The 22651-nt window shown below is 55.6% G+C and carries 23 protein-coding genes and 1 other annotated feature; of the genes, 13 read left to right on the forward strand and 10 right to left on the reverse strand.

The genetic code is table 11. The annotated features are described in order from the left end of the window. Positions 1-52: 52 nt before the first annotated feature. Positions 53-541 (reverse strand): deoxycytidylate deaminase, encoded by a 489-nt coding sequence (locus tag B5F54_RS02215; protein WP_087229914.1) that lies wholly within the window; start codon positions 539-541, stop codon positions 53-55. A 283-nt stretch (positions 542-824) separates the two neighbouring features. On the opposite strand from B5F54_RS02215, the gene rsmA reads away from it, so the two are divergent. Together rsmA and B5F54_RS02225 are read left to right on the forward strand one after the other, a co-directional pair. Continuing rightward, a complete protein-coding gene (rsmA, locus tag B5F54_RS02220) occupies positions 825-1691 on the forward strand; it encodes a 16S rRNA (adenine(1518)-N(6)/adenine(1519)-N(6))-dimethyltransferase RsmA (protein ID WP_087229917.1) in 867 nt (288 codons plus the stop codon). A gap of 14 nt (positions 1692-1705) precedes the next feature. Beyond that, entirely contained in the window at positions 1706-2050 is a 345-nt protein-coding gene (locus B5F54_RS02225) for a hypothetical protein (RefSeq protein ID WP_087229920.1), read from the forward strand. Positions 2051-2174: 124 nt separating this feature from the next. On the opposite strand, the gene B5F54_RS02230 is transcribed toward B5F54_RS02225, so the two are convergent. The 5 genes from B5F54_RS02230 to B5F54_RS02250 are packed head-to-tail and all read right to left on the reverse strand — an operon-like array spanning position 2175 to position 7491. Continuing rightward, on the reverse strand, positions 2175-3401 hold the full coding sequence (locus B5F54_RS02230) for a homocysteine S-methyltransferase family protein (RefSeq protein ID WP_087229923.1): 1227 nt from the start codon (positions 3399-3401) through the stop codon (positions 2175-2177). A gap of 37 nt (positions 3402-3438) precedes the next feature. Continuing rightward, positions 3439-5133: an arginine--tRNA ligase gene (gene argS / locus B5F54_RS02235; RefSeq protein ID WP_087229925.1), complete on the reverse strand. Its 1695-nt coding sequence runs from the start codon at positions 5131-5133 to the stop codon at positions 3439-3441. After that, positions 5102-5563, reverse strand: coding sequence for a DUF1934 domain-containing protein (locus B5F54_RS02240; RefSeq protein ID WP_087229928.1), 462 nt, complete (start codon positions 5561-5563; stop codon positions 5102-5104). The genes argS and B5F54_RS02240 overlap by 32 nt, the downstream gene beginning before the upstream one ends. Positions 5564-5586: 23 nt before the next feature. Then, entirely contained in the window at positions 5587-6399 is an 813-nt protein-coding gene (gene murI / locus B5F54_RS02245) for a glutamate racemase (protein WP_087229931.1), read from the reverse strand. Positions 6400-6423: 24 nt separating this feature from the next. Beyond that, positions 6424-7491 carry a D-alanine--D-alanine ligase family protein gene (locus tag B5F54_RS02250; RefSeq protein ID WP_087229934.1) on the reverse strand — a complete coding sequence of 356 codons (1068 nt, stop codon included), beginning with the start codon at positions 7489-7491 and terminating at the stop codon, positions 6424-6426. A gap of 308 nt (positions 7492-7799) precedes the next feature. Between B5F54_RS02250 and B5F54_RS02255 the strand changes: the two genes are divergently transcribed. The 8 genes from B5F54_RS02255 to rplL all read left to right on the forward strand — a co-directional run bounded on the left by B5F54_RS02255 (position 7800) and on the right by rplL (position 12524). Further along, positions 7800-8585, forward strand: coding sequence for a DUF7674 family protein (locus B5F54_RS02255; protein WP_087229937.1), 786 nt, complete (start codon positions 7800-7802; stop codon positions 8583-8585). 312 nt (positions 8586-8897) lie between these two features. Next, a complete protein-coding gene (gene rpmG / locus B5F54_RS02260; protein WP_054323564.1) occupies positions 8898-9047 on the forward strand; it encodes a 50S ribosomal protein L33 in 150 nt (49 codons plus the stop codon). 20 nt (positions 9048-9067) lie between these two features. Beyond that, positions 9068-9379 (forward strand): preprotein translocase subunit SecE, encoded by a 312-nt coding sequence (gene secE / locus B5F54_RS02265; RefSeq protein ID WP_087229938.1) that lies wholly within the window; start codon positions 9068-9070, stop codon positions 9377-9379. Between the two features lie 21 nt (positions 9380-9400). Then, entirely contained in the window at positions 9401-9922 is a 522-nt protein-coding gene (gene nusG / locus B5F54_RS02270; protein WP_087230305.1) for a transcription termination/antitermination protein NusG, read from the forward strand. A gap of 185 nt (positions 9923-10107) precedes the next feature. Next, positions 10108-10533, forward strand: coding sequence for a 50S ribosomal protein L11 (gene rplK, locus B5F54_RS02275; RefSeq protein WP_087229941.1), 426 nt, complete (start codon positions 10108-10110; stop codon positions 10531-10533). A gap of 55 nt (positions 10534-10588) precedes the next feature. Next, positions 10589-11290 (forward strand): 50S ribosomal protein L1, encoded by a 702-nt coding sequence (rplA, locus tag B5F54_RS02280; RefSeq protein ID WP_087229944.1) that lies wholly within the window; start codon positions 10589-10591, stop codon positions 11288-11290. 57 nt (positions 11291-11347) lie between these two features. Continuing rightward, positions 11348-11506 (forward strand) — a sequence feature (ribosomal protein L10 leader region). A 41-nt stretch (positions 11507-11547) separates the two neighbouring features. Next, complete coding sequence (gene rplJ / locus B5F54_RS02285; protein ID WP_087229947.1) at positions 11548-12081, forward strand: 50S ribosomal protein L10; 534 nt, start codon at positions 11548-11550, stop codon at positions 12079-12081. A gap of 65 nt (positions 12082-12146) precedes the next feature. Continuing rightward, positions 12147-12524 (forward strand): 50S ribosomal protein L7/L12, encoded by a 378-nt coding sequence (gene rplL / locus B5F54_RS02290; RefSeq protein ID WP_082402120.1) that lies wholly within the window; start codon positions 12147-12149, stop codon positions 12522-12524. A 186-nt stretch (positions 12525-12710) separates the two neighbouring features. Here the strand turns inward: rplL and B5F54_RS02295 are convergent, their stop codons facing one another. The 3 genes from B5F54_RS02295 to B5F54_RS02305 form a co-directional block, all read right to left on the reverse strand. Next, the gene (locus tag B5F54_RS02295; RefSeq protein WP_087229950.1) at positions 12711-13187 is read right to left on the reverse strand and encodes a CD225/dispanin family protein; all 477 of its coding nucleotides are present in this window, start codon (positions 13185-13187) and stop codon (positions 12711-12713) included. Between the two features lie 316 nt (positions 13188-13503). After that, positions 13504-13911 (reverse strand): DUF2752 domain-containing protein, encoded by a 408-nt coding sequence (locus tag B5F54_RS18370; RefSeq protein ID WP_087229953.1) that lies wholly within the window; start codon positions 13909-13911, stop codon positions 13504-13506. A gap of 136 nt (positions 13912-14047) precedes the next feature. Further along, positions 14048-15400: a D-alanyl-D-alanine carboxypeptidase family protein gene (locus B5F54_RS02305; protein WP_087229955.1), complete on the reverse strand. Its 1353-nt coding sequence runs from the start codon at positions 15398-15400 to the stop codon at positions 14048-14050. 184 nt (positions 15401-15584) lie between these two features. Here B5F54_RS02305 and B5F54_RS02310 point away from each other — a divergent pair, with 184 nt between their 5' ends. The 3 genes from B5F54_RS02310 to B5F54_RS02320 are packed head-to-tail and all read left to right on the forward strand — an operon-like array spanning position 15585 to position 20076. Next, a complete protein-coding gene (locus B5F54_RS02310; RefSeq protein ID WP_087229958.1) occupies positions 15585-16247 on the forward strand; it encodes a metallophosphoesterase in 663 nt (220 codons plus the stop codon). Further along, on the forward strand, positions 16244-17374 hold the full coding sequence (locus B5F54_RS02315; protein ID WP_087229961.1) for an exonuclease SbcCD subunit D: 1131 nt from the start codon (positions 16244-16246) through the stop codon (positions 17372-17374). The genes B5F54_RS02310 and B5F54_RS02315 overlap by 4 nt, the downstream gene beginning before the upstream one ends. After that, positions 17371-20076 (forward strand): AAA family ATPase, encoded by a 2706-nt coding sequence (locus B5F54_RS02320; RefSeq protein ID WP_087229964.1) that lies wholly within the window; start codon positions 17371-17373, stop codon positions 20074-20076. The genes B5F54_RS02315 and B5F54_RS02320 overlap by 4 nt, the downstream gene beginning before the upstream one ends. Positions 20077-20190: 114 nt before the next feature. Here the strand turns inward: B5F54_RS02320 and recG are convergent, their stop codons facing one another. Next, complete coding sequence (recG, locus tag B5F54_RS02325) at positions 20191-22242, reverse strand: ATP-dependent DNA helicase RecG (protein ID WP_275532219.1); 2052 nt, start codon at positions 22240-22242, stop codon at positions 20191-20193. Positions 22243-22651 lie beyond the last annotated feature (409 nt).

Below are 22651 nucleotides of genomic sequence, written 5' to 3' on the forward strand. Positions count from 1 at the left end.
GGGAAAAGTGGACGATGCGCGCGGCTCGTCCACTTTTCTTATGGTCTTATTTTTAATATCCAAAGGTTCCGTTGAGCGATTCGTCGTTTTCGATCCAGTCGGACACGGGGACAGTGACAAACTCCTTCTTGTTCAGCCGGATGACCACGCGGGCGATGCCTGCGTTGATGATCTGCCGCTTGCACATGGAGCAGCTTGAGGGATTTTCCACATATTCGCCCGTCTTGGCGTCCTTTCCCACCAGGTATAAGGTGGAACCGATCATTTCCCGCCGTGCGGCGCTGATGATCGCGTTTGCCTCTGCATGGACGGAGCGGCAGACTTCATAGCGTTCCCCGCGCGGGATGCCGAGCGCTTCCCGGATGCAAACGCCGGTGTCGATGCAATTCTTTCGTCCGCGCGGCGCGCCGTTATAGCCGGTGGCGACGATCTCGTCGTTTTGGACGATGATTGCCCCAAAGTTGCGGCGCAAGCAGGTCCCGCGCTCCGAGACCGTTTCCGCAATATCCAGGTAATAATTTTCTTTATCTGTTCGGATCATATGTTCCCTCTTTTCTCTACTTGTTTTTATCCACTTCTATGATAGGGGATTTTCGTCCAGGAATCAATGGCATTCCAGGAATTTCTATGCTATAATATCGGAAACAGGGATGCGTTTATGTGCTTCCGAGGGGAGCCGTATCCCTTGGAACAAGTGGAAGCGCAGGCCGTTTGGGATTTGACGGTGAAAAGGAAGGGCGATGGAAGTTGTGGCGCGCCCTTTTCGCAGGGTCCCGGACGGCATGGAATATTTGCCCTTATAAGGGCGTTCGGAGGAAATCGTTTTGCAGGAGACATACAGGTTGTCCGACCCATCTGCGGTGAAATCGCTGCTTGCAAGGCACGGCTTCACCTTTTCCAAATCGCTGGGACAAAATTTTCTCATCAACCCTTCCGTGTGTCCCCGCATGGCGGAGGAGTGCGGGGCAGGCCCCGGCACCGGCGTGTTGGAGGTTGGCCCCGGCATCGGCGTGTTGACCGTCGAGCTAGCCAAACGTGCGGAAAAGGTGGTCTCCATTGAGCTCGACAAACGCCTTTTGCCCGTGCTGCACGAGACGCTGGGCAATCACCCAAATGCAAAAGTGGTGAACGATGATGTTCTCAAAGTCGATCTGCAACGGCTTTTACAGGAAGAATTCGCGGGGATGGACGTGGTGGTGTGTGCAAATCTGCCGTACTATATCACGTCGCCCGTCATCATGCGGCTGCTGGAGGAGCGGTTGCCCATCCGGGCATTGACGGTGATGGTGCAGAAGGAGGCCGCGCAGCGGTTGTGTGCGCCGCCGGGCACGCGGGCCTGCGGCGCGGTAAGCGTAGCGGTGCAGTATTACGCCGAACCGCGCGTACTGTTCCAGGTGTCCCGGGGAAGCTTCCTGCCGCCGCCGAATGTGGATTCCACCGTCATCCGGCTGGATGTGCGGGAGCAGCCGCCGATCTATGTGCCGGATGAGAGACGCTTTTTTGCCCTGGTGAAAGCGGCGTTCGGCCAGCGGCGCAAGACCATTCTGAACGCCGTGTCCGCGGGCTTATCGGTTCCCAAGGAGCAGGTGTCCAACGCCTGCACAACGGCGGGAATCTCCCCGACCGCCCGTGCAGAGCAGCTTTCGATGGAGCAGCTGGCCGCTCTCTGCTGTGCCATCGAGTCGAAATGATGGGAGGCGCAACGATGTCCGATCATAAACTTGCGTTTATCTTTTTTGAAATCGGAATGATCTTCTGTGTGGTCGCCATGATCCTTGGACCGGTCGGGGTAGAGGTCTGGTCCGTCGCCTGTTCGGTGGTCGCCATTATCCTGGCGTGTATGGGGATCTACTTGGCGTTTTGTAGCTGGAATGAAGTCCCGCCGGTAAGGAAAAAGACGGCGCCGGGCGGCGGGGAATCCCTGCCAAACCAGGGGGGGTCCGAGGAAAGCGCCCAAATGGAGACGGTGGAACCCCTGCATATGCCCTTAGAGGATGATTCCTTCTCCGCAGATACATCCATGGAACACCCGGAAGCGGAGAACAAATGAATATAGAGGCGGTGGCCCAACAAAAATCGCGTGCCGCTTTGCTTTACAAAATGATACGCCCCGAAGCAGTTTTTTCACCGGCTTCGGGGCGTATTTTTTGGAAAATTATGATTAGCAAGCGATATTAATAAAGAATGGCGCCATATTTGGCCGCAAGAGGTTCCAACACCTCATCCTCAATCTGGCATTCGCTATCGACGATCAAACGCCCCTGGAAGTACCGCAGGGCGGCGTCCAACACCGGCGCACTGTCGCAGTGGACAGCGATGGGAAGGCGGGTCATACCGCTGTTTTCCGCAAGGAGCAAAGCGTCGTCCAGGCTTTCCACTTCCACCAGGGCCGTGTTGCAGCGGTCGTCTTCGAGATCGATCAGATCGTCGGCCAAATGGCTGGTACAGGCCAGGGGTTCGCTGAACGCAATGTCGTCGCCGAGGAAGAACGCCTCCGTCTCAATGGTAGCGGCGTAACAGTCGGGCTCCTCCGGAATTTCCGGTTCGCCGAACTCCTGCACGACCTCTTTTAAGGCCGCGATATGTTCCGGGGTCGAATCGTCATGCCCGCCGACAATGCGCGCGCCGGCCTGCATCAATAGGCGCATCTTTTGCGCAAACGACTCCGGCGTGAGGAGCGTTTCGTCAGAGCTTCGCACATCCGGCTTTGCAATGATGGGAACGGCCGTGTGCAGGCAGACTTCTTCGATCAGCGGGAGCATGGGGTCCAGCAGGCAATTCAACCCGATGGCGTCCACGCCCATGGCCTGTAGGGTGATGACCACCGGGAGCAGGGAGCTCCCAGTCACCGTGTGGCCGCTTTCGTCCACAGCGATCGTGACAAACACCGGCAGGTCGGTCGTCCGCGCCGCGAGCACGGCGGCACGCATGTCGGCCAGGGAGGTCTGCGATTCGATGGCGATGAAATCCACCCCCGCTTTGTCCAAGGCCCGGATCTGCTGGCGGTATAAATCATAGATGTCGTCAAAATCGGCTTCCCCATAAGGCGGGACAAACAGGCCGCTGGGGCAGATGCTTCCGCCCACCAGGACCCCGCGCGGTTTTGCGATGCTTTGGGTCAAATGAACCAATTCGGCGTTGAGCTCCGCCACGCGCCCTTCCAGGCCGTAGGCGGCGAGCAACGAGGCGTTCGCCCCAAACGTCGGGGCGAGGACCGCTTGGGAGCCCGCATCGATGTATGCGTTCTGCAACGACCGCAGGGCATCGGGATGCTGCAAAATCCACTGTTCTGCGCCGGAACCGCCGGGACGGTATATGTCCGCCGGCATACCGGCTGCTTCTAATGCAGTACCGGTGGCGCCGTCCAACAACATAGGTAACGGATAAGGGAAATCTTCCATGGTTTTGTTCTCCTGTAAGGCTTCGTTTGAACCGGAATCACATGGATTCGGGCGCTGAAATCTTCAGCAGGGATAGCACGTTCCGGATGACCGTTGCGGCTGCCTCGCACAGGCAGATGCGCGCGGCGCGGAGGTGATCCTCTTCATCCTTTACGCGGCAGGTATTGTAAAATTTATGGAACAGATTGGCCAGCGTGATGACGTAGCGCGTGATACGAGCGGGGTCATAATCCTTGGCCGCTGCGACGATCTCATCCGTATAGGCGGAGAGATGGCGGATGAGGTCGATCTCCTCCTGCGTATTCAGAAGGGCGAGCTCCTCATCGGTGCAGGCGCGTGGTTCAATGCCCTCGGCTTTGAGCGCCTTCAAAATGCTGCAAATGCGCGCGTGCGCATACTGCACATAATAGACCGGGTTCTGTGCATCCTGCTGGACCGCAAGGTCGAGGTCAAAATCCATCTGGGAGGTCGCTTCGCGCATGTTGAACAGGAAACGCGCGGCATCCACGGGCACTTCGTCCAGCAGGTCGGCCAGTTGGATGGCTTTGCCGGTGCGTTTGCTCATGCGCACCACTTCCCCATTGCGGACCAACCGCACCAGCTGGATCAAAACAATGTCCAGCTTGCTGCCGTCCAGCCCGACAGCGTCCATGGCGGCCTTCATACGGGCCACATGGCCATGGTGGTCGGCGCCCCAAACGTCGATGCAGCGGTCAAAGCCGCGCTTGGCGAATTTGTTGCGGTGGTATGCGATGTCCGCGGCAAAATAGGTGGGGTTGCCGTTCTGACGGACCAGCACCTCGTCTTTTTCCGCGCCAAAAGTGGTCGCGCGATACCAGAGCGCGCCCTCCTTGTCGTAGGTCAGGCCCTTGTCTTTCAGAATCTGAATGGTCTCCTCCAGCTCGCCGTCGTTGTGCAGCTTGCTTTCCAAGAACCACTCGTCGTATTGGATGCCGTATTTGGCGAGGTCAGCTTTCATCTTCGCAATGTTGCGCGGCAGTGCAAACTCCACCAGGGCCTTGCGGCGGTCTTCCGGCGCTGCATCCACATAGCGGTCGCCGAATTCCTCCGCAAACTGCGCGGCGCGCTCCTTGATGTCGTCGCCGTGGTAGCCGTCCTCCGGGAATTCCACGGCGTCCTCGCCTTTATAAATCTGCAAATAGCGTGCTTCCAGGGAATTGCCGAATTTTTCGATCTGGTTGCCCGCGTCGTTTACATAGAATTCGCGCCATACGGAGTAACCCGCTGCATCCAGCACAGCCGCTAGGCAGTCGCCAAGGGCGCCGCCGCGCGCGTTGCCCATGTGCATGGGGCCGGTCGGGTTGGCGGAGACAAATTCGACCATGATCTTTTTGCCCTGCCCGTAGTCGCTGCGGCCGTATTCCGTGCCGAGCGCTTCAATATCCTTGAGCACGTCTACATAGAACTGCTTGCTCAGGAAAAAGTTGATGAAGCCGGGTCCTGCGATTTCGAAGCGGTCAAAATAGGTGCCGTCCAGGGACAGGTTGTTTGTGATTGCCTCCGCGATTTTGCGGGGCGCTGCATGGAATGCACGCGCGCTTACCATGGCGGCGTTGGTGGCCCAATCGCCGTGGGCCCGGTCCGCGGGGACCTCAATGGAAAATTCGGGGATATCCGCCTGCGGCAGTTCGCCGTTGGCGCAGGCCTTTTCCATGGCCGAGCGGATGGTATTCCTCAGTTCAGTGGTCGCCTGTTGCACGAGTTTCGACATCTTTATTTTCTGCCTCCTTGATGGTAATCAAAATTTCATTGGAGCTGGACAGGTTGGAATTGATGTCCAGCGTATAGCGCACCTCCAGCTTGCCGCCTTCGTCCGTCAGGTTGGAGTGAAGCTGGCTGGTGAAGATCCCAATCATCATGTTTCCATAGCCGGTGTCGTACTGGCAGAGGTGGCGCTTGCCGTTTTCCAGCACCAGGCGGGTGCTCCCCGCACCGCGCATGAGGGTCACTTTGTCGTTCCCTTCCACCTTGAGCACGGAGGTCACCGGTTTCCCATTGACTTCGCTGTCGTATTCTTTATAGGTAATATATCGGTTTTTCCCTTTTTTTACATAGGAACCGAGCGTGGTCACCTGGACTTCCCCGGTTTCCCCGTCCACCTGTTGGCGGCCTAAGATAGAAATCAGATAATTTTCCTGCATCTTTACATTCCCCCTCGAATGGGTCAATAGCGGTCGATGTCGATCTGGTGGACCTCCTGCCCGATGTCCCGGCCGAGAAAAATGCCCGCGATCTTGGAGAAATCCGCCATTCGGTCGCTCACATAATAGGAACACTGTCCTTTGGAGGTCCGGCCGGAAAGCAGGCCGCTTTCTTCCAGCTGTTTCCTACAGCAAAACGCGGTTTCCCGCCCGCTGTTAATCAGCGTAACCCCCTTGCCCATGATGGAACCGATGATCCGGCTGATGATGGGATAATGGGTACAGCCCATGATGAGGGTATCCACCCCAGCGTCCCGCAGTTCGCCGAGATAGCGCTCCGCCACCAGGCGGGTTACCGGTTCGTCCTCTTCGATAAAGCCGCTTTCCACCAGCGGGACGAAAAGCGGGCAATCGCGGTCAAACACTTGGATCTGTGGGTCGATTTCCGCGAGCACCCGGCGGTAGGAACCGCTGTGGATCGTTGTGGAGGTTCCGATCACGCCGACGCGTTTGTTGTGCGTAGCAAGCGAAGCGGCGAGGGCTGTGGGGTATAGGACGTCGATGATTGGAAGGTCCTGCGGCTTTTTCAGGCGTCCAACAAGGGAGCTGATGGTCCCACAGGCGATGACAATCATTTTCACTTGCTTTTCTTCCAGGAAGTGAATGTCCTGCGCTGCGTATTTTATAAGGGTTTCCTGGCTGCGGGAGCCATAGGGCACACGCCCGGTGTCGCCAAAATAGACGATGTCTTCCTGCGGCATGATCTCCAGAAGCTCCTTGACCGCGGTCAGGCCGCCGAGCCCGGAATCGAATACGCCGATTGGTCGGTTATCCATTGTTATTCCTTATCCCTTCCGGCCTTATTTTTGAAATGCGAGTTGAATCAGCTGCTCCAGCAGCTCCGGGATAGAAACCCCGCACGCCTCCCAGAGCTTGGGGTACATGCTGATGGAGGTAAAGCCCGGCAGGGTATTGAGCTCATTGAGCAGGATTTCGTTCCCGCCGCGCACAAAGAAGTCCACGCGGGCCAGGCCGGTGCAGCCCAGCAGCCGGTAGGCGCGCTCCGCAATGTGGCGGAGTTCGTCGGCAACCTCCGGCGCCAGGTGCGCGGGGATATAGAGCTGGGAGGTGCCGTTCTTGTATTTGTCGTCGTAATCGTAAAAGTCGGCGGAGGGGGCGATTTCGCCCACGATGGAGGCCTTCGGGACCTCGTTGCCCATCACCGCGCACTCGACTTCCTGGCCCACGATGCATTCTTCGATGACCACCTTGCTGTCTTCATGTGCAGCCTTGGCGACCGCGGCGTCCAATTCTGCTTCGGATTCCACCTTGCTCACGCCCACCGAGGAACCGGCATTTGCCGGTTTCACAAAGACCGGATAGCCGAGGCGCGCTTCGACCTTGCGCTTGATTTTCCCCACGCCTTCTCCGGCATAGTTGCATGCGAAGAACCAGAGGTAGTTTGCCTGGTGGATGCGCGCCCCGGTCAACAGGGCGCGGGTGACCGCCTTATCCATACAGACGGCGGAGGCCAGCGTGCCGCAGCCGACAAAGGGGATGCCGGCCATTTGGAACAGCCCCTGGATGGTTCCGTCCTCGCCGTTTTTGCCGTGCAAAACCGGGAACACAACGTCTACCTTGATAATCTCACAGGCATGGCCGCCGTCCAGGGCAACCAGCCCGCCCACAGAGCGGTCCGGCGAGAGGAACGCAACGCGGTTGCGCGGGTTTTGCTCCCATGCGCCGCTTGCGATGTCGTCCGTGCTGCTGTCGGTCAGGAACCAGCGGCCGGCCTTGTCGATGCCAATGAGAATGATTTCATATTTTTCTTTTGGAATGTTATCAATAACGCATTTTGCAGAAAGTCGGGAGACCTCATGCTCCGAGGAACATCCGCCGAAAATCACGGCAATCCTGCGTTTTTCCATACGATATTACCTCCTGATTGTTCGGGGACTCGCGTGTTTCGAATGTGCTTTTGATCACGCGGACCCTTGAATATATATGATAACACACGGCTACCATCTGCGCAATCACTACATTTGCCAACGCCGCAGGCGGCTGAGAAAAATTGCTGGGTATTTCGCCCATAATTCGCCAAGGGAAGCGGTGTAGGAACGATAAATAGTATGGTGACAAAAAAATAAATATGTAGTATAATCAACACAAATACGGATCAGAACAGCCGGAGCATGGAAGGAAAACCCCGGCTTTGATAGAGCAGGAGTGATAATTGTTGGATCAGAAGGCATTTGACCTGATTGTAGAGAAGACGGGCGCAGCGCTCACCCCGCAGGGGTTCCAGCGGGACAAGGACGGCGAGAATGAAACCACGGCGCTGTTTGTCGGCGAGAGCGTGGCGTACAGCGTCTTTTTTGACGAAGAGAAGAAGCAGTTTGAGCTGCGGGCCTGCGCAATGACGGACGATGGCCCCGACGAGAAATGGAAGATCCTTTCCCGGTGGCTGTTTGAGCCGGAAGAGCGGCCGCTCGCCGAAGCGGAGAGCATTGCCAACGACTTTGTCGAGACCATCGAGGGCCCCCGCCGCGTGGCTGCCGTGCAGACGGCAAAGCGCAAGGCAAAGGGCGGCGAAAGCAATGCGGACCCGTTGTTCTTCTACAACCGCCTTGTAGGAATTTTTCCGGATCTGCGCGAAGAGATCACAGAGGAACGCTCCTGGTACGGTATGGTGCGCGGCGTGACCTTTGCAAAGGAGCACGTGCTGCCCAAGATCGAATCGCTCCTATCCTCAGGAAGGCCGGAGCAGATCAAGCGCCTTTGCGATATCCTGGGGGATATGTATGCCGCAGGCGACATGGATGTGCGCTCGATCATCACGATCGTATTGCTGAACGGGATACACGATCCGGAAACGGTGGAGCAGAAGATGGTGCCGCAGTTCCGCAAGGAGCTGCAAGAGGCATACCGCGCGGGTAAAAAGTACCGCGGGAAAACGGTGAAACCGGAAAAGAAGAAGAAACAAAAGAAATATTCTGCAGAGACATTGAACGACCTGCGGTAAGGGCGCCTGGTTTTCAGGGCCTTAAAACGGAAACATTGCGCCGTTGGGGACCTACATTTGGAATGTCCCCAGCGGCGCATGCCTTGTTTCAGGCCTGAAATCCCTAGGAAACATGCGGAATTTTCGCAGGTTTTTCGAAAAATCCCTTGACCGCCGGGCGCGGGTATGGTATAGTAATCTTACCTCATGAATTGGGGTTCTTTTTTTGTACCCTTTTTTGAGGGAGGCTGTGGACCTGTAAAAAGTGGGTCCGGGGAGCTGTGCAGCCGCACAGGTCCTTGAAAATTGTTCCGTATAACGGGAGGTGCCGTCATGAGAGTGAAAATCGTATTAGCCTGCACAGAGTGCAAACAGCGCAACTACAACACAATGAAAAACAAGAAGAATGATCCGGACAGACTTGAGATGAACAAGTACTGCCGTTTCTGCAGGAAGCACACGCTTCATAAGGAAACGAAGTAAGCCGGACGGAGGGACAGAAAATGCCAGAGAATACCGAGAAGACCGTCAAAGACACCGAACAGGCTGTTAAAGCTGAAAAGCCGGCAAAGACGGAAAAGTCGGACAAGAAAGAGAACAAAAAAGAAAATGTATTTGTCCGCTTTTTCAAGAACACAGGCAAGTTCCTTCGCGATGTCAAAAACGAGGTCAAAAAAATTGTGTGGCCAACCCCAAAGTCTGTGTTTAAAAACACAGGTGTTGTCCTGGTGACGATCATCGTCGTCGGCCTGGTCATTTTTGGCTTGGACACCGCATTCATGAACCTGCTGGGATTGATTATGAATATCGCCTAAGCAGGAAGCGGAGGAATGGTTATGCCCGAAGAAGGAAAATGGTACGTTGTTCATACCTATTCCGGGTATGAAAACAAAGTGGCATCCAACCTTGAAAAAACGGTTGAGAACCGTCAATTGCAGGATCTGATCCAGGAGATCCGCGTGCCCACGGAAACGGTTACCGAGATCAAGGATAACAAAAAGCGCGATGTGGAACGCAAGATCTTTCCCGGATATGTTCTGGTCAAAATGGTTCTGACGGACGAGTCCTGGTATGTTGTGCGCAATATCCGCGGATGTACCGGATTTGTCGGGCCGTCCTCCAAACCGATCCCGCTCACCAACGAAGAGGTGGCGCGGCTTGGAGTGGAGAAGCGCGAGGTGGAAGTCAACTATGACGTAGGCGATTCCGTCCAGATCGTCGATGGTCCTTTGGAGGGCTTTGTCGGCACCGTGGAGGAAGTCGACCTGGAAAAGAACCGCGTCCGCGTTACGGTGAGTATGTTTGGACGTGAAACGCCGGTGGAGCTGGAGCTCGACCAGGCGGAAACAATGGATTAAGGGCCTTTTCCGGAAGGTCCGGGCGCTGGGCGGCTCCCAGCGCGCTGATAAGATGGTAATATGCGGGGAACCGCTTATTATGAGGGACGAAGTCCCCTGGGGAGCAGGAACAGAAGCTTCCCCTGTGGGAGGAACGGGTGAAACGCCTGTTCCGCCATTTACCACAAATTTTGGAGGTGCAAATAATGGCTCAAAAGGTTACGGGCTTGATTAAGCTCCAGATACCGGCTGGCAAAGCAACGCCGGCGCCGCCTGTTGGACCGGCTCTCGGTCAGCATGGCGTCAACATTATGGCGTTCACAAAGGAATTCAACGAGCGTACAAAGGGAGACGCGGGACTGATTATCCCTGTCGTCATCACGGTCTATGCGGACCGTTCGTTTACGTTTATCACCAAGACGCCGCCTGCGGCTGTTCTCATCAAGAAGGCCTGCGGAATTGAAACCGCATCGGGCGAGCCGAATAAGAAAAAGGTTGCAAAGATTACCCGTGAGCAGGTCAAGAAGATTGCCGAACAGAAAATGCCCGACCTCAACGCTGCTTCCGTCGAATCTGCCATGAGCATGATCGCGGGCACTGCACGCAGCATGGGCATCGAAGTCGTAGATTGATCACCCGGGTGGGAGGAACAAATCCGATTTTACCACTCAATAGGGAGGAAAACCAATGAAACACGGTAAAAAATATGTCGACAGCGCAAAGCTGATCGACCGTTCTAAGTTCTATGATACGAACGAAGCGCTGGAACTCTGCGTAAAGACTTCCACCGCGAAGTTCGACGAGACGGTGGAAGTCCATGTCAAACTGGGCGTTGACAGCCGTCATGCGGACCAGCAGGTCCGCGGCGCCATCGTTCTGCCGAACGGCACTGGTAAAAGCGTGCGCGTTCTGGCAATCTGCAAGGGCGACGCTGCAAAGGACGCGGAAGCGGCTGGCGCAGAGTTTGTCGGTGCAGAAGAGATGGTGCAGAAGATCCAGAGCGAGAACTGGATGGATTTTGACGTGCTGATCACGACTCCGGATATGATGGGTCTGGTTGGCCGCCTCGGTAAGATCCTCGGTCCCCGCGGCTTGATGCCGAACCCGAAGGCTGGTACTGTTACCCGCGAAATCGGCAAGGCAATCGCAGACGCAAAGGCCGGTAAGATCGAATACCGCCTCGATAAGACCAACATCATCCACTGCGTCATTGGTAAGGTCTCCTTCGGCGCTCAGAAGCTGGAAGAGAACTTCGATGCACTCATCGGCGCCATCATCAAGGCAAAGCCGGCTGCTGCAAAGGGCCAGTATATCCGTTCCTGTGTGGTCGCTACCACGATGGGCCCGGGCGTCAAGATGAACCCGAACAAAGTTGGCGCTGGTGCTTGACAAGGGCGATTCCCTGTGTTAAGATAAATACTGCTTTCCCGCAATTTGGAAAGCGAATTCGTTGCTGTCCTTTATTCAAAGACAGCAGGTGCATTGCGTAATGGGGTTTCCCAGCCTGCCGAGGATAGAGCTACAGAACATGTTTTGCTGGCTTGTACAGCGTAAAAATGTGTTTTATGCCCTTCCCGGTTTGGGAAGGGCTTTTTCTTTGCTCCGTCCCCATGGGAATGTAATTTTGGTTACGGAGGTGAATCCATTTGCCAAGCGAGAAGGTATTGGAACAAAAGAAGCAAATCGTTGCGGAACTTTCCGAGAGCCTGAAGAACTCCTGCATCGGCGTGATCGTCAACTATAAGGGCATCACCGTTGCGGAGGATACAAAGCTTCGTAAGCAGCTGCGTGAGACCGGCGAGTACAAGGTTGTCAAGAACACGTTGTTGAAGCTGGCCTTGAAGGATGCTGGGATTGAAGGTCTGGACACCGTCCTGGAGGGCACGACTGCAATTGCTCTCAGCAAAGATGACTACACCGGCAGCGCAAAAGCTCTGTGCGATTTTGCCGATAAGAGCAAGACGTTTGAGATCAAGGCCGGTTTCGTAGACGGAAAGGTCATCGATGTAGAGGCGGTTAAGAGCCTTGCAAAGCTCCCGTCCAAGGAAGTCTTGGTCGCACAGGCTTTGTCCGGCTTGAATGCGCCGATCACCGGCTTCGTCACGGTCTTGAATGGCACGATGAAGGGCCTGGTTGTCGCATTGAATGCTATCGCAGAGAAACAAGCTGCGAATGCATAATCGTTTTTATTTGTCCAGCGCCACAGGCGCACAAAATTTAAATTGAAAAATGTGGAGGTATTATCATGTCTGATAAAGTTGTTAAGCTGATTGAAGATGTTAAGGCACTCACCGTTCTGGAGCTCTCCGAGCTCGTTAAGGCTCTCGAAGAGGAGTTCGGCGTTTCTGCTGCTGCTCCGGTTGCTGTTGCTGCTGCTCCGGTTGCGGGCGCTGCTCCGGCTGCTGAAGAGAAGACCGAGTTTGACGTCGTGCTGAAGAGCGCTGGCGGCAACAAGATCGCGGTCATCAAGGTTGTCCGCGAGATCACCGGCCTGGGCCTGAAGGAAGCGAAGGAAGTTGTTGACAACGCACCGAAGGCTGTTAAGGAAGGCGTTTCCAAGGACGATGCGGACGCAATCAGCAAGAAGCTGACCGAGGCTGGCGCAGAAGTCGAAGTAAAGTAATTTCTTTTTCACAAGAAGAAAACCTGTCTGTGGATTAACTCCACAGACAGGTTTTTTGTTGCAAAAAAATCCCCGGCTTTGCCGGGGATTTGGCTATGAGGGAACTTTCCCAGACGAATCCCCTCCTTTAAAGAGGTATTCTGCCGCAGTTCTGTAAAATTCCCATTTTCAATTAGGGGACAGGTTTTAGAACGCAAGAATAATGTTGAGGAATACCCAAATGATCTCGACAACAAAGCCGACGATTGTGCCGATAAGGTTACAGATAAATGCATTCTTGAGTTTCTTTTCCTGTGCTTCCGCCGTCATTTCGTTCTTGGAAGTGACCGTGAAAACCAGGCCAACGATGCCCAATGGCAGGCAGCAGCAAACCAAATTGACGATGGACCAGACCAACAGGCCAGTATAATTTTTGGGGTTGCCATTGTTCGGGACCGCCGGATAGGGGGTATAGACAGGCGGCTGCTGGGAAGGCTGCGCATTGTATCCCTGAGGCGGGGTATTGCTATTTGGCTGCTGGGAATCCGAGGGCGCTTTTACATAGGGTTCTGTTTGGGCTGTATTCTCAACGGTGTCGGGCTGTTTCCCCAGGTCATACGAGCACGTCGGGCAGAATTTTACGCCTTCCGGCAATGGGCTGCCACATTTTGGACAATTCTTCATGTTCTTTTCCTCCTGCTAAAAATATAAAAGATTCTTATACTGGATAGGGAACCTACTAAGCGAAAAATAGAGTCAGATCCAACAATCGTGTGGGGTACCATCGAGACGATTGGGATATTTCCGCCTTTGGGTACTATCTTAAGGTGAAAAAATAGGATATCCGGATGTCTGCGGCAGCCAATCTGCTTCCCTTTTAAAAAGCTTTTCGGTTATCCATATATGTACTGTAGTTCTGTCAGAGAATCGAACACCGGTATACCCTGTATCGATTTCTTCCACATGGAGGGGAGATCCCGCGCTTTTTCGGAGACGATTATCAAGGCGCCAACCAGGAAAAAGGAAACACAGGAATGTTTCGCAGAATCCAGAAGAGAATGATCAACAGCATAACGCTATTGTACACCGATAGGCGAATACGAAAAAACGGCAGTGGGTCCTTTTGAAAGACAAAATGGATGTATTGCTTTACCAGATAATACACGATAAAAGGGAAAACCAGCAAGAAGAAGGCATTATAGTGGAGGGCCGCAAGGATGTCCCCATGAATCAGCGAGGACAATGCGCGTCCAGCCCCACAGCCTGGGCAGTAAAGGCCCGTCAACTGGTAGAACACGCAAACAAACGGGCTTCCATAATGATAAAGATAGAATAGGCCTCCCAAGGCCGCCAAGGGAGCGCCAATTCCTACAAGCGCCCGCAAGCAACGGGAACGACTTGGCTTCATAGACCATGCTCCCTTAAACAATTTGTTCACAATTAATATAGCATTTTTACTCAAAAATGTCAAATATATCTCGGAGATTTAAGAGTAAAATAGTTATTATTGACTATTTTAAAGGTTTCTAGCAAATACATATGCATTACATACGGCGATATTTCTTAATTTTGCGGAGATTCTTTTTCTTACGGTTATAAATCAATGCAAGGACCACATAGATGAGAAGTAGGAAGAGAATGATGCCGGCGATCACGAGGAACCAAGTGGAGGTAAAGATCGACTTAACGGTATCCGCAGAATGCAACAGCTCGCTGCGCTCCACTGACTCCGCTGCCACCAGATCGACCGTGGCGAGATCCTGTCCCGCGTAGCTCAAGGTCGCTGTGCCGATTTTCTGCCCCTTCTTGACGGGGGCTTCAATTTCCTCAGGGACATTTTTGGTCAGGATGATGCTGGATACGTCTACGCTGTCCGGCATAATGGTGGAATAGTTTTTGGCAGGCACCAGCAACAGCTTATCCTTGTTCCAGGCGTATTTCAGGTCGATTTCCCCGACCGCGTCTTCGCTGTTTAAAACATCCTTCATGCTGAGGCTGTTAAACGCCCATTCGTATAAATTCTTGGAATCGATCATCTCACCGCGGGTCGAGATTTTATTGCCGTTTTCATCCACACTGGGCGAGCCCAAGGCAACACACATATAGCTATAACCGCCCCTCGTCGCGGTGGAGACCAGGCAATACCCCGCCTGGTCATGCGAGCCGGTTTTGATGCCGCGTGCATAGCGGTAATAGAGGTCTGGGTCCAGGTTTGGATCGATCAGGCGGTTGGTGGTCACCAGCGTGCGCTCTTGCCCGGCCTCCGGGCCGCCGACCGGGGTATAGGTATAGCGGGTCTGGTCACAGATGTCCGTAAAATGCGGCAGGGACATCGCGTATTTGGTAATGAGATAGAGATCGTGCGCTGTAGTATAGTGTTCGTCGTCATGCAGCCCATGCGGGTTGGTGAAATGGGTGTCCTGGCAGCCAAGCTCCTGTGCCTTTTGGTTCATCAGCTCAACAAAGGCGGCAACGTTGCCGTTGCTCACGTAATCCGCCAACACCAGGGCAGCGTCATTTCCGGAAGGGACCATCATGCAATTGAGCAGCTGCATCACCGTAAGGACATCGCCTTCCTTAATCCCGGAAAGGGAGCTTCCCGTGCCCAGCAGTTGGTCGACGACCTCCTTGGTCACGGTAACTTGGGTGTTGTCGAGATCCTGGATTTGCTCACTGACGATGATAAAGGTCATGATCTTGGTGGTAGAAGCAGGCTCCCGCCGGGCTGTGGCATTTTTTTGGTAGACGATCGTATCCGTATCCAGGTTCACCAGCTCGATAGCAGCCGAATAGGTTTCAAAATCAATATTAAAGGTAGCGGCGCTCGCCTGGGCTGCTGGAAGCATAGAGCACAGCACCAAAAAGAAACACAGAATGGGAAAGAGCTTTTTTTTCATGGAACTTTTGCCTCCAATGTGATATGATAATAAAATATATAGCATCGTTGTGCAGCGCACATGCATCATCGATTGCATAAAATAGCCTTATAAAAAAGTATACCAGCTATTGGGCAAAAGATAAAGGCTGATCAAAAAATCTTTACAATTGGCAATTTGACAGAGGACAAAGGAGGGAAGCTCTTTGCTTTATATTACCGGAAATATGCATGGGGAGATGGCCCGGTTTGAGGATTCCCGGATACGCAAGTTGAAAAAAGGCGATACGCTGATTGTCTGCGGCGATTTCGGCTTTCTTTGGGACGGCGGGGCGAAAGAGGAAAAGAACCTGAAAAAGCTTGGCAGTAAGAAGTATCAGATTTTGTTTGTGGACGGGACGCACGAGAATTTTGACCTGTTGGAAAAATATCCCATCACAGATTGGAACGGCGGGAAAGTACAGCAAATCAGCGGGAACTTGTACCACCTGATGCGCGGCCAGGTCTACGAGCTGGAAGGCAAGAAGATCTTTACCTTTGGCGGCGGGGAGAGCACGGAAAAGCAGATGTACATAGAGGCGGGAAAATGGTGGGAACAGGAGATGCCCGGCCTGGAGGAAATGCGCACAGCGGTGGATAACCTGCGCGCCAACCAGTTTCAGGTGGACTACATCCTCACGCATGAACCTGCCCCCGGGATGCCGGCGCACAAGGTCAACCCAAAGGACACTACCAACCAGCTGGATGCCTTCTTCGACGAGCTGGTCAAGCGTGTCCAGTACGACAAGTGGTTCTTCGGTTCGCTCCATATCGACCGCAAGATTACGGCGAAAACGTATGCGGTGTTCAACGAGGTTGTACCATTATGAGGATTCTGCATACTTCGGACTGGCATTTGGGAAAGATGCTCTTTGGGCGCTCCCTCTTAGAGGATCAGACATATTTTGTCGACCGGGTGTTCCTGCCCCTTGTGGAGCGGGAACACCCCGATTTGATTCTGCTGGCGGGCGATGTCTTTGACCGGCCCATTGCGCCGGTGGAGGCGATCCAGCTGTTTGACCATTTCATCGAGGAGGCCCACAGGCTGGGAGTACCGCTTGCGGTCATCAGCGGCAATCACGACGGCGCTGGCCGCATGGCGCTGGGAGCGCCTCTGCTGCGCGAGAACGGGGTGGCCATCGCCACAAAGCTGGAAGATGCCTTTCGGCCGGTTTTGCTTTCCGAGCGCGTACATTGCTATTTATTGCCCTACTTCGAGCCCGCCCAGGCACGGCAGGTGCTGGGAGTGGACGTGCGGGGGTTCCAGGAGGCCTACCGTGCCGTATTAGACCGGGTGCGGGAGCGCTTTGTCCCTGGCGCGGTCAATGTGCTCGCCGCACACTGCTTTGTGATGGGCGGGGAGACCTCTGCCTCGGAAAGCCCTACTTTTGTCGGGGGAAGCTCCGAGGTCAGCCCCGCATGTTTCGAGGGCTTTTCCTATGTGGCCCTGGGCCATCTTCACCGGGCGCAGAAGGCGGGGCCAAATGGCCGCTATGCCGGTTCCCCGCTCAAGTACTCTTTTGACGAGGCGCATCACCGAAAGTCGGTGACGATGGTCACATTCGAGGAGGAGCAGGTCAAAAGCGAAGTCATCCCTGTGGAGCCATTGCGCGACCTGCGGACCCTTTCCGGTACAATGGAGGAGCTTTTGGAGCTGGGAAAACGGGCATCCAGCGAGGATTATCTCTATGTAGAATTACTGGACGACTCCCCGGTGTACATGCCCATGGATCGCCTGCGCCCCTATTTTCCCAACCTTTTGGGGATCAATTCGCAATGGCTTTCCCGCGCGGGGGCCGGGGAAAGCGCCGGGCTGCGGGAGCAATTGCTGCACCATAGGACGGACGACGCCTCCATTTTTGAAGCGTTCCTCAAGCAAATCTGTGGCTTGGACCCCGATGCGGCGGATCGAAACCTGTTCTTGCAGGCGATGCACGGGGAGGGGGAGGAATCATGAAACCAATCTCTGTGACCATGCAGGCGTTTGGCTCCTATTTGAAGCAGACGACCGTGGATTTCCGCGCGCTGGGGGACAATCCCATCTTTTTGATCACCGGGGCGACCGGCGGGGGAAAGACCACCATCCTGGACGCCATGTGTTTTGCCCTCTACTGCAAAGCGACCGGCGGACGGCGCAGCTGGGGCAGTATGCGCTGCGCCGCAGCTCCGAAGGGCGCGGAGACCATGGTCGATTTTATCTTCCAGTTGGCGGGCACGACGTACCGTTTTATGCGCTCGCAGTCCCAATACGCCGCGCGTGGAACCGGCGCGCTCAAGACAAAGGAGACGCACGCCTGCTACCGGATGGAGGGCGGCGAATGGGAGCTCCTGCTTTCCGGTGCGGAGTCTCGCGTCCGGGAGAAGGCGGAGGAAATCTTGGGCCTCACCTGCGAGCAGTTTTCCCAGGTCATTGTGTTGCCGCAGGGGGATTTTTTAAAGCTGCTCCTGTCCAGTTCGCGCGATAAAGCGCAGATGTTCCAAACGCTCTTTGCAACGGGGCGCTGGGAGCGTGCGGCGCGCAATTTGAAGGAGATGGCCGCCGCGCTTGGCAAACAGGCGGGCGAGCTCGAGGCGGCAAAGCGCTCCATTTTGGAACGGGAAGGGGTAGAGACCCTTCCACTCCTTGAAGAGAAGGAGGCCGCCCTGCGCGAACAGTTGGTTCAGGCCAAGGCGGCGCAGGAGGCCGCGGAAAAGGCATTCCAAAACGAAAATGCAGCTTTGCGAGCGGCAGAGGCACTTTCTGAGCGCTTTGCTGCCTTGGAGCAGCAGCAGACCCAGCGCAAGATATTGGAACAAAAGCAGGAAGAAATGGAAGCGAATCGCCGCCGTTTGGCCCAGGCCCGCCGTGCCGCGGGGGTATACCCCTATTTCACAGCGCATCAGGCAGCGCAAAAGGAGCTGCTCACAAAACGGCAAGCACATGCGGCGGCGCAACAGAGTCTGGTAAAAGCGGAGGCCGAATGCAAGGCGGCCCAGGCGCAGCTTCCCTTGGCGGAGCGCTACCGGTCCCAATTGCCGGAGCTGGCAAAGGAAGAGGAGCGCTTGCGCAACCTGCGGGAACATGCGCTCAAGTGGCAGGAGCTTCGAAGACAGCGGACGGAACATGCGAAGCAGATGGCTTTGCTGGAAAAGCAGCGGGCAGAGGCGCAGGCGCGTTTAGAAACGGCGGACCGTCAGCTGGCCGATGGGAACGTTTACATAGAGAACGCACAAATTCAAATTTCCATGCTGCCGCGCCTGTTGGAGCAGGTACAGCTATTGATGGATCAGGACGCTGCAGCGGCTCTGGCCGTACACTTGGAGGAAGGGGAACCTTGCCCGGTCTGTGGGGCTGTGCATCATCCCCACCCGGCACAGCCGAGCAAGCGGCTGCAAGAGGCCCAGGACGCTCTAAAGCGGGCGCGCAAAGCAGCGGACATGCTGGAAAGCGCTCAAAAACGGCTCCAGCAGCGCCGGGAACAGCGCGAACAGGCGAGGGAGGATCTTTCCCAGTCCAACGAAAAGATCGCCTCCCTGCGCAGCGAGCAGCAAGCACAGGCATCCGCAGAGCGCGAGATGTTGGACAAACTGGGCGAGCTGCGGGATTTGCCGGCGATTGACCAACGGTTGACGGAGGTGCGTTCGCAGGCAAAGAAAAATGCCGATGCAGCGGCCAAAATCGAGGAGCGTGCAAACGCAGCGCAGCGGGACGCGGCAACGGCAAACGCCGTATGCGACAGTGCTGCACAGGCGCACCGGGAGGCACAAGCAGCGGAAAGCGCCGCAGCACAGCGGCTGCAACAGGCATTGGAGGAATCCGGCTTCGAACAGCAGGTGGACTATGCCTCCCTCTTGCTTTCCCCGGAGCGGATGGAATCCCTGGAACACACCATACAAGCCTACGATGCCGCCATAGCGAGCGCCGACCAGCAGATCAGCCGCTTGCAGAGGGAACTGTCGGGTAAGGAACAGCCGGATCTCAATGCCCAGCAGAAAAGGCAAGCGCAGGCGCAGGAGGCCGCCGCCCAGGCCGCCCAGGCCGTCGGGAAGCTGGAGCAAACGGCTCTTGCGGCAAAGGAATCGCTGGGGCGCCTGCGCAAGTTGGAGGAAAAAGGGAAAAAGTTGGAGGAGGAATATGGGCGCACCAACCGTCTGGCAGCGCTCCTGTCGGGCAAAAATGCATGTAAAGTCCCGCTGCATCAGTTCGTCTTGGGCGTGATGCTGGACGACATCCTCTCTTCGGCCAACCAGTTCTTTGCCACATTGAGCTCTGGAAGGTACAGCCTCAGCCGTGTGGTAGGAGCGACCAGCGGAAATGCATTGGGCGGATTGGACCTGGAGGTCATCGACGCCTATACCGGTGGGGCGCGCGCGGTAGAGACGCTCTCCGGCGGGGAGCTGTTTCTCGCTTCCCTGTCGCTGGCCTTTGGCCTCTCCGACGTGGTGCAGAGCTACTCCGGCGGGGTCCATTTGGATTCCCTGTTCATCGACGAGGGCTTCGGTTCGCTGGATCAGGAGACGCTGGACACCGCGATGAAGGCGTTGGCGCAATTGCAGCACATGGGGCGTACCATCGGGATCATCTCCCATGTCAGCGAGCTCAAAAACCGCATCGCAGCGCAGATTATTGTTGGGAAAGACCGGGACGGCGGCAGTACGGTCCGGATTCGAACCGCATAAGTTTGTTTATAGCAACAGAAAATCCCCAGGAGTCCTGATGGATGGATCCCTGGGGATTGCGTTTTCATGGATAAAAACTGCGGGAATGGCCGATGGAAGCGCAATGGAGTTCGCTTAACCGCCTACCAGCGTCTGGAAGAGTTGGTTGACCTCCGCACGCAAGCCGCGATGTTCCGGCTGCTCCAATGCGAAATCCTGTGTCAAAATCGTGTGGGCTGCCTGCTGCGCCTGTTTTAAGATCTCCATGTCCTGCGCCATATCTGCAATTTTCAGGTCGGGCAAGCCGTGTTGCCGGGAACCGAAGAAATCGCCCGGGCCGCGCAGACGGAGGTCTTCATCGGCGATCTCAAATCCATTGGAGGTGCGGCACATCACCTGTAAGCGCGTGAGGGCCTCTTCATTTTGCGCGTCGGAGAGTAAAATACAGGTCGAACGGTGGGTACCGCGCCCGACGCGCCCGCGGAGCTGATGCAATTGCGACAGGCCATACCGTTCGGCGTTCTCGATCAGCATCACGACCGCATTCGGCACATCAACGCCCACCTCCACCACCGTGGTGGAAACCAGAATGTCCAACTGTCCAGCGGCGAAATCCGACATCACCGCTTCCTTTTCCTTGGCCTTCATACGGCCGTGCAGTACACCGATGCGGTTGCCGGGCATCCATTCCGTGCGCAGCTTTTCCGCATACTGCGTAACCGCCGCCATGTCGTTTTCGCCCTCTTCGATGGTGGGGCAGATGATGTAGCATTGCAACCCCTGATCGATGTGCTTCTGCATATAGCGGAAAGCGCGCATGCGTTTGGAGCTGTCAATGGCGTAGGTTTCGATCTTCTGGCGGCCGGGAGGAAGTTCATCCAGGACTGAGAGATCGAGATCGCCGTAGATCATCAGCGCAAGCGTGCGGGGGATGGGGGTTGCGCTCATGACCAGCAGATGAGGGTTGTTCCCTTTGGAGGAAAGCGTTGCGCGCTGCGCCACGCCGAAGCGGTGTTGTTCGTCCGTGACGACAAGGCCCAAGTTTTGGAATGCAACGCCCTCGGAGAGCAACGCGTGCGTGCCGATTACCAGGCGAATCTCACCGGATTGGAGCTGTTCCGCCAGCTTTTTCTTTTTGCCAGCGGCTAGGGAACCGGTTAACAGCGCAATGGGGATGCCAGTAGGCGCGAGAATCGCGGAGAGGGTCGCATAGTGCTGCCGCGCGAGGATTTCCGTGGGCGCCATCAGCGCGGCCTGCATGCCATTTTCGATCACATTGTAGCACAGCGCAGCGGCCACGGCGGTCTTGCCGGAGCCCACGTCCCCCTGCACCAGGCGGTTCATAGGGCTGCTGCCCATCATGTCCGTCATTGCCTCCCGTACAGCGCGTTTTTGCGCATTTGTGGGTGTGAAGGGCAGGAGGCGGTAGAATTCTTCGGTGCAGTCCTTTGTCAAGCGCAGGGGGCTTTCTCCGCGTTTCCGGCTTTTCATGCGCAGAAGCCCCAATTGAAGCACCAGCAGTTCCTCAAAGATCATACGGCGGCGTGCGCTTCGAAGGCCGTCCATCGTGCGGGGAAAGTGGACCGTCTCCAAGGCATCCCGGAGCGGCCAAAGCTGTTGCTGCCTTCGCAGCGGTTCCGGGATGGGGTCGCGCAGATCCCGCGGGAGGAGCAAAAACGCATTTTTGACAGCGTTGGCGATCATTCGGGAACTGAGCCCCTGCGTCTGCCGGTAGATGGGGATGATCGCGGGGCAGCTCGCTTCTGGATAGAATTCCGGGGACAGCATTTCGCGTTTCAAAAAATTCGCGGATACCTTCCCATAAAATAGATACGATTCTCCCTCGATCAAGCGGTCTTTGACGTAAGGATTGTTAAAGAATGTGATTTCCAGATCGCTTTCTCCATCGGTCACCCGGCATTTACAAAGAAGCATCCCGCCGCGGACCCGTGTTTCCGTGGGCGGGCGGTACAGCGTTGCCCGTATGGCACAGGGCTCGTTTAGCGGAGCTTGCCGGATGGGATAGGGGGCGGTCATGTCTTGATAGGCGCGCGGATAGAGGCGCAGCAAAGCGCCTACGCTGGGAGCGCCGATTCTTTCAAACAGCTTGGCGCGCTTTGGCCCCACACCCTTCAATTCTTGAATCGGCATAGAAAACAAAGACATGCTTTCCACCTTCCTTACCATCCTAGAATCAACAAAAGCCGGATTTCTCCGGCTTTTGAAACACACGTATTCTTTATGAATTCGTAAATCTGGCGTTTTCAGCATCCCGGGAGCGGGCGCTTTCTGTCCGGCGAACACCGGGCTCCTTTTCAGCAGCAAGATACGCGCCGGCTGTTTGCCTCCAAGCTCAGCAGTGGGAGATGGTTAAGCGCAGGAAGAAACCACTGATTCATGCATTAGATGGCTTTGAATCTTCGGCTCTCCGGAAGCGGGTGCTTTCTGTCCGGCCAACACAGGGGTTCTTTTCAGCAACAAGGCACGCGCCGGCTGTCTGCCTCCAAGCGCAGCAATAGGAGATGGTTAAACACAGGAAGAAACCACCGATTCATGCATTAGATGGCTTTGAATTTTCGGCCCTCCGGGAGCGGGC

The organism is Anaeromassilibacillus sp. An250 (assembly GCF_002159845.1).
GTDB lineage: Bacteria > Bacillota > Clostridia > Oscillospirales > Acutalibacteraceae > Anaeromassilibacillus > Anaeromassilibacillus stercoravium.

Bases quoted from the DNA above. Each gene is read 5' to 3' on its own strand.
- B5F54_RS02215 (WP_087229914.1), bottom strand. From the start codon at position 541: ATGATCCGAACAGATAAAGAAAATTATTACCTGGATATTGCGGAAACG.
- B5F54_RS02225 (WP_087229920.1), top strand. From the start codon at position 1,706: ATGTCCGATCATAAACTTGCGTTTATCTTTTTTGAAATCGGAATGATC.
- B5F54_RS02230 (WP_087229923.1), bottom strand. From the start codon at position 3,401: ATGGAAGATTTCCCTTATCCGTTACCTATGTTGTTGGACGGCGCCACC.
- argS (WP_087229925.1), bottom strand. From the start codon at position 5,133: ATGTCGAAACTCGTGCAACAGGCGACCACTGAACTGAGGAATACCATC.
- B5F54_RS02240 (WP_087229928.1), bottom strand. From the start codon at position 5,563: ATGCAGGAAAATTATCTGATTTCTATCTTAGGCCGCCAACAGGTGGAC.
- murI (WP_087229931.1), bottom strand. From the start codon at position 6,399: ATGGATAACCGACCAATCGGCGTATTCGATTCCGGGCTCGGCGGCCTG.
- B5F54_RS02250 (WP_087229934.1), bottom strand. From the start codon at position 7,491: ATGGAAAAACGCAGGATTGCCGTGATTTTCGGCGGATGTTCCTCGGAG.
- rpmG (WP_054323564.1), top strand. From the start codon at position 8,898: ATGAGAGTGAAAATCGTATTAGCCTGCACAGAGTGCAAACAGCGCAAC.
- secE (WP_087229938.1), top strand. From the start codon at position 9,068: ATGCCAGAGAATACCGAGAAGACCGTCAAAGACACCGAACAGGCTGTT.
- nusG (WP_087230305.1), top strand. From the start codon at position 9,401: ATGCCCGAAGAAGGAAAATGGTACGTTGTTCATACCTATTCCGGGTAT.
- rplK (WP_087229941.1), top strand. From the start codon at position 10,108: ATGGCTCAAAAGGTTACGGGCTTGATTAAGCTCCAGATACCGGCTGGC.
- rplA (WP_087229944.1), top strand. From the start codon at position 10,589: ATGAAACACGGTAAAAAATATGTCGACAGCGCAAAGCTGATCGACCGT.
- rplL (WP_082402120.1), top strand. From the start codon at position 12,147: ATGTCTGATAAAGTTGTTAAGCTGATTGAAGATGTTAAGGCACTCACC.
- B5F54_RS02295 (WP_087229950.1), bottom strand. From the start codon at position 13,187: ATGAAGAATTGTCCAAAATGTGGCAGCCCATTGCCGGAAGGCGTAAAA.
- B5F54_RS18370 (WP_087229953.1), bottom strand. From the start codon at position 13,911: ATGAAGCCAAGTCGTTCCCGTTGCTTGCGGGCGCTTGTAGGAATTGGC.
- B5F54_RS02305 (WP_087229955.1), bottom strand. From the start codon at position 15,400: ATGAAAAAAAAGCTCTTTCCCATTCTGTGTTTCTTTTTGGTGCTGTGC.
- B5F54_RS02315 (WP_087229961.1), top strand. From the start codon at position 16,244: ATGAGGATTCTGCATACTTCGGACTGGCATTTGGGAAAGATGCTCTTT.
- B5F54_RS02320 (WP_087229964.1), top strand. From the start codon at position 17,371: ATGAAACCAATCTCTGTGACCATGCAGGCGTTTGGCTCCTATTTGAAG.
- recG (WP_275532219.1), bottom strand. From the start codon at position 22,242: ATGGTAAGGAAGGTGGAAAGCATGTCTTTGTTTTCTATGCCGATTCAA.